7 protein-coding genes and 1 pseudogene are annotated in these 8381 nt (G+C 47.3%); 5 read left to right on the top strand and 3 right to left on the bottom strand.

Annotated elements, in window-relative coordinates; genetic code table 11:
- Positions 1-47 precede the first annotated feature (47 nt).
- The 3 genes and pseudogenes from ACH10T_RS13475 (at position 48) to ACH10T_RS13465 (ending at position 1312) form a co-directional block, all read left to right on the top strand.
- The gene (locus ACH10T_RS13475; protein ID WP_394809775.1) at positions 48-650 is read left to right on the top strand and encodes a formylglycine-generating enzyme family protein; all 603 of its coding nucleotides are present in this window, start codon (positions 48-50) and stop codon (positions 648-650) included.
- A 158-nt stretch (positions 651-808) separates the two neighbouring features.
- A pseudogene (locus tag ACH10T_RS13470) lies at positions 809-1052 on the top strand (type II toxin-antitoxin system Phd/YefM family antitoxin).
- Positions 1046-1312, top strand: a complete 267-nt coding sequence (locus tag ACH10T_RS13465; protein ID WP_394809774.1) for a Txe/YoeB family addiction module toxin — start codon at positions 1046-1048, stop codon at positions 1310-1312. The pseudogene ACH10T_RS13470 and the gene ACH10T_RS13465 overlap by 7 nt, the downstream one beginning before the upstream one ends.
- An 18-nt stretch (positions 1313-1330) precedes the next feature.
- Here the strand turns inward: ACH10T_RS13465 and ACH10T_RS13460 are convergent, their stop codons facing one another.
- Positions 1331-2035 (bottom strand): type 1 glutamine amidotransferase, encoded by a 705-nt coding sequence (locus tag ACH10T_RS13460; protein ID WP_394809773.1) that lies wholly within the window; start codon positions 2033-2035, stop codon positions 1331-1333.
- Between the two features lie 286 nt (positions 2036-2321).
- Between ACH10T_RS13460 and ACH10T_RS13455 the strand changes: the two genes are divergently transcribed.
- Entirely contained in the window at positions 2322-3704 is a 1383-nt protein-coding gene (locus ACH10T_RS13455; RefSeq protein ID WP_394809772.1) for a DUF2868 domain-containing protein, read from the top strand.
- Between the two features lie 3 nt (positions 3705-3707).
- Positions 3708-5120 carry a GTPase/DUF3482 domain-containing protein gene (locus ACH10T_RS13450; protein ID WP_394809771.1) on the top strand — a complete coding sequence of 471 codons (1413 nt, stop codon included), beginning with the start codon at positions 3708-3710 and terminating at the stop codon, positions 5118-5120.
- Between the two features lie 180 nt (positions 5121-5300).
- Here ACH10T_RS13450 and ACH10T_RS13445 read toward each other — a convergent pair whose 3' ends face one another.
- The gene (locus ACH10T_RS13445; RefSeq protein WP_394809770.1) at positions 5301-5939 is read right to left on the bottom strand and encodes a hypothetical protein; all 639 of its coding nucleotides are present in this window, start codon (positions 5937-5939) and stop codon (positions 5301-5303) included.
- Positions 5940-6067: 128 nt separating this feature from the next.
- A complete protein-coding gene (locus tag ACH10T_RS13440) occupies positions 6068-7909 on the bottom strand; it encodes a copper oxidase (protein WP_394809769.1) in 1842 nt (613 codons plus the stop codon).
- Positions 7910-8381 lie beyond the last annotated feature (472 nt).

Below are 8381 nucleotides of genomic sequence, written 5' to 3'. Positions count from 1 at the left end.
AATTTTATGCGCTGGCAGAATAAATCCGTCTAGTTTAAAGGGATGGCATGCCAGCTCATCCAAAATATGCATTTTTGCGCTTAATGCGACAGAACCGGGAGGAGCGGCCGAGGGAGGAGGAACCCGGTCGGCAACTGTGGTCTTTTGCAAATTATCCGGTGATTAATGTCTCCTGGTACGATACAGTGGCCTACTGCCGCTGGCTGAGTGAGAAACTGCAGTTGCCGATTCGATTGCCCGCCGAGTGGGAATGGCAATGGGCCGCCGTCGGGAGTACGCAGCAAGATTATCCGTGGGGTGAGTGGAACGAGCAGCGTGCAAACAGTCGTGAGGCAGGTATTGGTCGTACGGTTGCGGTTGGCTTATATCCGTTGGGTCGCAGGCCGCCCCGTGAAGATGTTTTGGTAGACGACATGGCTGGTAATGTTTGGGAATGGTGTTTAAACGAACATGAAGTGCCGGAAAACTGCCAATTATCAGGAAGCGAGGCCCGCGTGCTGCGCGGCGGTTCCTACAGCTTTTATCCGCACTTCGTGCGTGCGTCGGTGCGCAACTACTACCTTCCGGACGATCGTTCCTACCATAGGGGTTTCCGGGTATTGTGTTCGTCCCCCATCGAACCACAGATCGCGGACGCCGCTGAACGCTGAAGCGCTGATTTGCTGTTCACTGATAGCGCCGCGTAGCGGCGCTTGAATTTTATTACCTTTGATTTTGTGCCTGTGCCAATTATTACCGGCTATTCTACCTTGAAGCAAAATGGATAATGCGTACGTGAAAACGTATGATGCGCTATTGGGAGGTTTTTATGACAACGTTGAATGTAACCGAAGCCAGGGCTAAATTATATAGTTTGATCGATGAAACGGTATCCAGCCATCAGCCTATTATTATTAAAGGGGAAAAGATCAAATGCGGTGCTGCTTTCCGAGGAAGATTGGAATGCCATTAATGAAACACTTTATCTGGTTTCCATGCCTGGCATGCGTGAATCGATTAGGGAAGGTTTACAAACCGATGTTGATGCTTGTAGCAAAGACCTGGAATGGTGATGTGGGTGCTTTGCTATACGCATCAAGCAATAATGGATGCCAAAAAACTTGCAGCAGCCGGATTGAAACAGAAGGCGCTCGCGTTGCTCGATGTCATTCGTAATGATCATTATCAAAATCCACCGCCTTATGAAAAATTAGTTGGCGATTTGTCGGGCGCTTATTCTCGTCGCATCAATATCCAGCACAGGCTTGTTTATCAAGTATTGGAAAAAGAAAAGATTGTAAAAGTATTGCGGCTATGGACGCATTATGAATAAAGCATTTTGCGAAGCTGTCTACTTTTTCAAGTTAATAATCCATTTTTGATATAACCGTTCAGCCACCGTATTGAGTGCAGCCACACGCTCCGGCAAATTTTTTTCAATCTCGGCGATGGATTGCACCGACGGCTCATTGAGGCTGGCGAGTTCTTCCGCGCCAACGCTGCACCAGTCAATGACCAGGCGTTCGGTCATTTCGACGTGGCATTGCATGCCTAAGTGCATACCGAGTGCAAACGCCTGATTTTCGCAGTACGGGCTGGACAGGATGCAGGTAGCACCTTGCGGGATGCTGAACGCTTCGCCGTGCCAGTGAAAAGACTGGAAAGTGGTTAGCTCATCAAACCAGGAACGCGCAACCGGGTTATCCGGCACATTGACTTCGCCCCAGCCCATTTCTTTAACCGGATTGGCGCTGATAATACCGCCGAGTGCTTTAGCCATGAGTTGGCCGCCCAGGCAATGGCCGAGTACTGGCATATCCTCTGCAACCGCTTGCCGGATTAAATCTAACGAGTTTTCAATCCACGGCAAATCGTCATTGACGCTCATCGGCCCGCCCATAAACACCAGGCCGCTGAATTCAGCAATGCCGGTTGGCGGTTTTTCACCGGCGTCTATTTTAATCAGTCGCCAGGGAATATGATTGTTGTCGAGAAATGTGGCAAAATAGCCTGGCCCTTCGATGGGCAAATGTCTAAAAATTGCAACCGGCTTCATAGAATTGTCCTGCCATAATTTTTGAATGATTTAATAACAAATTTTAGCTTGTTTTACTATAACAGGCCTTTGAAATTCTATTGCGCTTGCAATTTCGGTGTTAAAAATTGGCTTAAAATGCTCATTTGCAAATTGCAAACTCCGCTTTTTCGCCAATTTTTGCCTGGAACTTGCTGCGCTCATAACGAATTTCAAAGGCCTGATAAATTCTAACCATTTTTTATGAAACAAACCCAAATCAGCCACCGTAATGTCTTGATTCTCCTTATTTGGAATTAACCAGGAAATGTCAGTAAAGAAACACACATTCGATGATTTGGTGCGTATCGAACAGGTGCGCAAGATAGAATCCGCGAAAGCGGAGGATTTATCGTATGCCAGTATTCAGGAGTTGCCGAGGTCTGCCAATGGTGATTTCAATTATGCGGATTTTATCCAGCGATTGAACACGCGCGCCAAGCGGTTAATTCAGGAAAACACGCTGAACGATGCATTGCAGCAGCCGCACCGGCAATTTATCCGTGCGCACCGGATTTGTCTGGGGCTTGCCGTCATTCTGGGCGCGCTGGCGGCAAGCCAGGCGGTGGGGGATTATTCGACACTGAATATTTATTGGTTGCTCGCGGTACTGCTGGGATTTAATTTGATTTCCCTGTTGCTATGGATTTCGGGTATTACGCTGAATCTGCAAAGTTTAAGCAGCGGCATTGTCGCGCAATTGGCCAGTTGGCTGCCTTATCGGCACAAGAAAGATCCGACGATTGCCTCACTGGCATCGCACGCTTGGTGGGAGAGCTGCTTAACCGGCGATGCCGGCAAGTGGCGCATCAGCGTACTCACGCACAAATTCTGGTTAACCTACTTGATCGCCGGCATGGTATTACTGGTATTACTCATGCTGGCCAAACAATATAATTTCATCTGGGGCACCACGTTGCTGCCGGACAGCACGCTGCCCAGACTCACGCAAATTCTCGGCACGCCGCTGGAAGCGATGGGATTAAAAATACCAAATGACCCGCAAACCATCTCCAGCCGGATAGGCGTCAGCAAGCAGGATGCGGAAACCCGGATGGCCTGGGCTACCTTTTTAATCGGTGCGTTACTGGTCTATGGCATATTCCCGCGTCTCTTGGTGCTCGGTCTCTCGCTCGTCATGCAAAAATTGAGTGAGCACCGGTTCAAGCTGGATCTTTATTTGCCCTACTATATAGAGCTGCGTCAGCGTTTGATGGCGCGTGAAGTGAAAGCCGAGGTCATTGATGCCGATCCGCAGGCTGGCGTCAAACCCGCCGAAGTTACGCTGCCGCCAGCGAATGTCGCCATTCCATCGAATGCGCAGGCTTTTGGTATTGAACTGGATTCTGCGACGAGTTGGCCGGAATCAGTAACCTGCCGGTTGAACATCATCGACCAAGATTCTCACGACGAGGCCATTGCATTGATAAAAAATCTTAATGGCCCATTATTGCTGGGTGTAGCCGCACATCGCTTGCCTGATCGCGGTGTGCAACGCTTGATCAAAGAACTGGTCGACAGCAGTAACGGAAAATCCTGGTTAATCCTCTTGAGCAAGCCATCGGCGCCGGTTACCAATGCGCGCGAGTTTGCCTGGTTCCGCCTGGCGGAAGCCTGCGGCATTCCCGCAGAACATGTGATTACCCAATAAATTATGAGCGTAAGAAATCCCCATCGCCCGCATACCGATGCTTTGCTAAATATTGCCGTCGTCGGGCATACCAATACGGGTAAAACATCGCTGATCCGTACCATGCTGCGCAGCACCGAATTTGGCGTTATTGAAGATGGTGCAGGCACCACGCGGCATGTCGAACAAGCGACAATATCCGCCGACAACGAACCGATTCTGAATTTGTACGACACGCCCGGTTTGGAAGACTCACGGGCGTTATCCGCACATATCAAAAAGCTGGCTGCAAAATCGAAATTGCTGCCACCGGTGCAGATACTGGAGCATTTCGTGACGCATGTTGCCGTCAATGATCCGCTCGAGCAGGAAGCGAAAGTCATCCGGCAAGTGTTACGCAGCGATATTCTTCTCTATATCATCGATGTGCGTGAACCTTTTCTGGAAAAGTATCGCCTGGAACTGGACATACTCAAGCAATCGGCCAAACCGATTATCCCGGTGTTTAATTTTATTGCCGGACATGACAGGAAACTGGCAAAATGGCGCGAGCATTTGGCAGCTTTCCACATGCATGCCACGCTGGAATTCGATACCGTCGCGTTTACTTTTGAAGCGGAGAAGCGTCTGTATCAGAAAATGCAGACTTTGGTGGAATCGCATTACGACCGGCTGCAGAAGCTGATTGATTACCGTGCCAAATTGTGGAACCAGCTTTGCTTATCCGGTGCCAAGCGGGTTGCTGCGCTGATTGTGAATGTGTCCTGTTATCGTGAAAGCAAAACGACTCAAAATAATCTGATTGCGCATTCACTGCTTGAAGACCAGCTGCATGAGTTTGTCCGGAAAGCCGAGCAGCATTGTCTGCATGAATTATTATCCATTTTCAATTTTTCGGAAAAAGATGTCGCGATCCAGAAAATTCCGGTTAGCAATGGTCACTGGCAATTGGACATATTCGCCCCCGGCATACTCAAAGCGTATGGATTGGATTTAGGCAGTGCAGCAGCCAAGGGTGCCGCAGCCGGAGCGGGCATTGATTTGATGGTCGGTGGCATGAGTCTTGGCGCTGCCACTGCATTGGGTGCCATTGCCGGCGCCGGTTGGTCAACCTTCAAACGTTATGGTGATGAAATTAAGGCAACCGTAAAAGGTACGCAGTGGCAATGCGCCGACGAAACTACGCTGCAAGTCTTATATTTGCGCCAGAAACACCTGCTGAATAAATTAATGCACCGCGGTCATGCCACGCAGCACACCTTGTATGTGGACAAAGCCGAGAGCGAAAAATTACCCGATAACTGGAGCAAACTGACCAGCGCTTTACGCCAGAATCCCGCCTGGCAAGAGCCTTCCGCCGTTCGTAACAACAATCCGCAATACCAGGAAATAGAGGCGAAACTGGTGGGTGCGTTGCTAGACGAAGACGCGAATTAATTACTTGCTTTTGCGGCCACCAGCGCTAGGGGACGAAGATTAAATTCTGACCAATTTCAATTGATGAAATAAGGAAAAATTAAGGTTTTCTGCCAGTTACGATATTTTCGAATTTTATGTGTGTGGCGAGTTTATAAAGCAGTTTAAGAGGGGTCAACGAACCCCTCTGTTTACTTGGAATTAACTCAACACACTGACATCGTCCCAACTAATTTGATCCGGTTGTACGCCTACCAACGTGATCGATACGTCATCGCCAAAGTAGACGATGAAATCTTGACCATCTTGCTGAACTTCTGTAACAAAGCCAGCCAATTGCGTTACTGACGTTAGACCAAGGTTGGTATCAAAAATAATGAAGTTATCTTCGCTCGACTTGAAATCTCCAATTCGTAAATGTGCGGCCTCACGAATCACGAAATCATCTGCGCCTTTCCCGCCATAGCAGTCTTCACCACCACGCACTCCGACATGATCGTCGTCGTCAGTTGGGGAATAAACGAGCCTGCCTTCAAACCTGGATGGGTTTTCTTCGGGCGTATCAAAGGCCCACTGTTCCGAAACACGGAAATAGGTGCCATCGCCATCCGCATCAGCGTAAACAGTTATTTCTTTACCAATACCCAGTTCTTCATCCGTTCTAACTATCCCATCTTCATTGACTTCATAAGTTTCCGTGCCATCATCATCGATGGGTTTAAGTTCCCGAACACCATCTTTAATTTCAAATACTTCAATAATTTCATTATTATCGTTGAAGGTGAATTGGTAACCTTTGCGGTCACCACTGCCGGGTCGATCATCGTGTCCTGTGCTCATTTTATTTCTCCTGAAGAAGTTAATTAAGTCAATGTGACAAATAGTGCTTAATATGATCAAGCGATATCAAGCACTAATTATGTTAGTCATTCATCCATTGGGTTAGTTATATTATATTAGAAATATAATTATTCAATCGGATTGCGTTGTGCTGGGGTCAATTGATTGCTCCAGGAAGCAGGCAGATTCTGAACCCAACCGTTATAAACTACCGGGATTGGCAAAATACCTTGCCCCCCCATTCCTGGATTGCCTGTTATGCTGGCATCTTTTTGCGTTGTATTTGCCGAGAAAAGTCCCACCTTTCCTACAATCTTGGCATCGGATGGGTCTCCATCACCATTTGGATCGGGATCAACCACCAGCATTCTGTTTGAGAATTTGCTTGAAACATAGGCATAGTAACCACCTCCTTTCTTAGCACCGTATTGTACGCCATGGCAACCGGGATCGCATGACAGCATCGCCACGACTTCATCCGTTGTAGCCAAATTGGGTCGTGTATCGATAATGGTAATTGTCCCTGTCAGGGTATTGGCTGTGACCATATTTTTCCCGTCCGGAGAAACAGGAGTCTGAATCGGTAGCGCGCCTACAGGGCCAGAAATGGCTCCAGATACGGGATCATAATGTTCAATCAGGTTGATGTTCTTGATGACGTGGTGTGTTTTCATATCCACGACCGTAATGGTGCTATCGAGCAGATTGGCAACGTAATACTTGCTGGCATCCGGCATCATGCCCGTTGCTAAGGGATGGCTAAATGGACGAGTACCTGATGGCAAAATAGCCTCTATCTTATTTGTCTTGAAATTGTATTGCGTGGTATCACCGGTAATAACATTGGGCGTTACCATGGTTTTGCCGTCATGGCTCATCCAATGAGCGTGAGGGTTACCCCGTCCAATATCCACCCTGCGCAGTACTTTGGTCGCAAAAGGGGTCAGCTCCATCACGGAGTCTGTTCGAGTGTCGCCGTTATTGGTGATATGAATTCGATCCGAATCGGTCAGCGTCATCACATGCGCTGGTGCTTCACCGACAGATACATTACGAATCAGCGCACCCGTTTGACGATCATAAACCGTCAGTTTCTTGTCAAACCATTGCGTTACGTAAATAACGCTCTGATTTTTGTCGGTCCACATGTTATGTGGGTTGTTCATCTGGATTGCAGGCAATGCTACTTTTCGTGTTACTTGCCAGGAAGATCCATCAATCGCCGATACTGTTCCTGGTTTTGATTTTCCTGAAGTCGTTTCAAACTGGGTAGCTACCCAAATTTCGCCGACTGCGGGGGTCGCTGGATTTGCAAGCGTCGCCAGATTGATATCATTCCCATAGCGAGCGTTTAGCACAGCCGGTAGATTAACGACTCCGATATCCACGCGCACATCAACATCTGGATAAGTAATATGCCACGGTGTGCTACTCGCATAGTTCTGCCAGTTAGCCGGATTGGTTGCGATAAAGAATGTCCGCAACAGACGTGTTGCCAGGTCGCTACTGCTCGGAACTGTAATTCCATTGACTAAGCTGAGTGAAGATCCAAGATCCAGGCCACTGGTGGTTGGGTCATCCACAATTACTGCACCGAACATATAGGGATGAATGCTGCAGGTAAAAACATACAATCCCGGCGTAGTTAGCGTTAGGCTATCGCCGCCTTTCTTAGGATCGGTATTAAATGGCATACCCGCTGCACCGGTTGGATAAATCAAACTGGTTCTCGTATGCACTGTATTGGAATTACCAGAAAAATTGATTCTCACACCGGGAGAGGCGATTGCAATCGAACGATTACCTGCAACTACAGATCCGGTATCAAACCAGTGTCCTGCATTATCTGTAAGTGCGAAATTGACCTGATTGCCATCTGCAGAAGCATTGTTTATTGATAGAAAGGTCAGCGTTGCTGTGAAATAAATGATTGCGCTAACAATCTTTCTAAATTGTGATGTCTTAAACATAGAGAGTCGCCCTCTTTAATTAACTAGAAACAAATTTTGTGTAATCATTTGCTGCATTATATGTATGATTCTTGTGATTTTATTTAATTTCAATATTTTTTCGTGGCACACCCCCCTTTCGCTTTGTAGAGATCAGAAATTCATATTGATTGAAGTAAAGGGCACTTCTAAAAATCCAAATTTCGTCACAACACTTTGTTACTCGAAAAAATGTTTCCTTACATATCATGCATATGCTGCGTAACCATTTTTTTCTCGTGCCTCGTTTTGTTTAGAACTTTAAATTTTTAGAAGTGCCCTAAAGACCAAGTTTTGGTGAATCCGACGATACGTCTACCGAGGGATCACCTCTATGAATTAGAGTAAAACAGAAGGTTCTGTCGCATTAAGCGCAAAAATGCATATTTTGGATGAGCTGGCATGCCATCCCTTTAAACTAGACGGATTTATTCTGCCAGCGCATAAAATTGCT

The organism is Nitrosomonas sp. (assembly GCF_043753625.1).
Classification (GTDB): domain Bacteria; phylum Pseudomonadota; class Gammaproteobacteria; order Burkholderiales; family Nitrosomonadaceae; genus Nitrosomonas.
Note: the sequence above shows the minus strand (reverse complement) of the source record. Positions and strands in the feature narration are given on the sequence as shown.

What these genes read in the sequence shown, in the direction of transcription:
- ACH10T_RS13475 (WP_394809775.1), top strand. Translation starts at nt 48, where the DNA reads ATGCCAGCTCATCCAAAATATGCATTTTTGCGCTTAATGCGACAGAAC.
- ACH10T_RS13465 (WP_394809774.1), top strand. Translation starts at nt 1,046, where the DNA reads ATGGTGATGTGGGTGCTTTGCTATACGCATCAAGCAATAATGGATGCC.
- ACH10T_RS13460 (WP_394809773.1), bottom strand. Translation starts at nt 2,035, where the DNA reads ATGAAGCCGGTTGCAATTTTTAGACATTTGCCCATCGAAGGGCCAGGC.
- ACH10T_RS13455 (WP_394809772.1), top strand. Translation starts at nt 2,322, where the DNA reads ATGTCAGTAAAGAAACACACATTCGATGATTTGGTGCGTATCGAACAG.
- ACH10T_RS13450 (WP_394809771.1), top strand. Translation starts at nt 3,708, where the DNA reads ATGAGCGTAAGAAATCCCCATCGCCCGCATACCGATGCTTTGCTAAAT.
- ACH10T_RS13445 (WP_394809770.1), bottom strand. Translation starts at nt 5,939, where the DNA reads ATGAGCACAGGACACGATGATCGACCCGGCAGTGGTGACCGCAAAGGT.
- ACH10T_RS13440 (WP_394809769.1), bottom strand. Translation starts at nt 7,909, where the DNA reads ATGTTTAAGACATCACAATTTAGAAAGATTGTTAGCGCAATCATTTAT.